The sequence below is a fragment of the Verminephrobacter aporrectodeae subsp. tuberculatae At4 genome (assembly GCF_000193225.1).
Classification (GTDB): Bacteria; Pseudomonadota; Gammaproteobacteria; order Burkholderiales; family Burkholderiaceae_C; genus Acidovorax; species Acidovorax aporrectodeae.
Window position 1 is genome coordinate 1 of record NZ_AFAL01001075.1, and the last position, 475, is coordinate 475.

Consider the following 475-nt stretch of genomic DNA (forward strand, 5'->3'; position numbering starts at 1 on the left):
GAGGATTGAGCGCTTGGCATGTTCATCGCGGCGCCAGCAACCGCAGGGGCGGGGAGCGGGTGCTACACGATCAGCAGTGCCCGAAAGTCGTTCACATTGGTGTGCGTGGGGCCGGTGACCAGCAGGTCGTCGAGTTGCGCGAAGAAGCCCCAGGAGTCGTTGCCCGCCAGATGCGCGTCGATGTGCAGCCCCGCGCTGCGCGCGCGCGCCAGCGTGTCGGGGCAGACAAGGGCCCCGGCGTTGTCCTGGCTGCCGTCGATTCCGTCGGTGTCCGCCGCCAGCGCCCACACGGCGGGCGCGCCCTGCAGCGCCTGCGCGAGTCCCAGGCAGAACTCGCCGGCCCTGCCGCCGCGTCCGCGCGGCAGGCCGGGCGCGCGCGCACGCACCGTGACGGTGGTCTCTCCTCCCGACAGGATCACGCAGGGCGCGGCAAACGGCTGGCCGCGCCGCGCGACCGAGCGCGCGAGCGCCGCGT

The 475-nt window shown here is 73.7% G+C and carries 1 protein-coding gene; it reads right to left on the minus strand.

Annotated elements, in window-relative coordinates:
* Nucleotides 1–62: 62 nt before the first annotated feature.
* A partial coding sequence (locus VTU_RS30485) for an MOFRL family protein (protein WP_010110824.1) occupies nucleotides 63–475 on the minus strand: 413 nt, incomplete at its 5' end.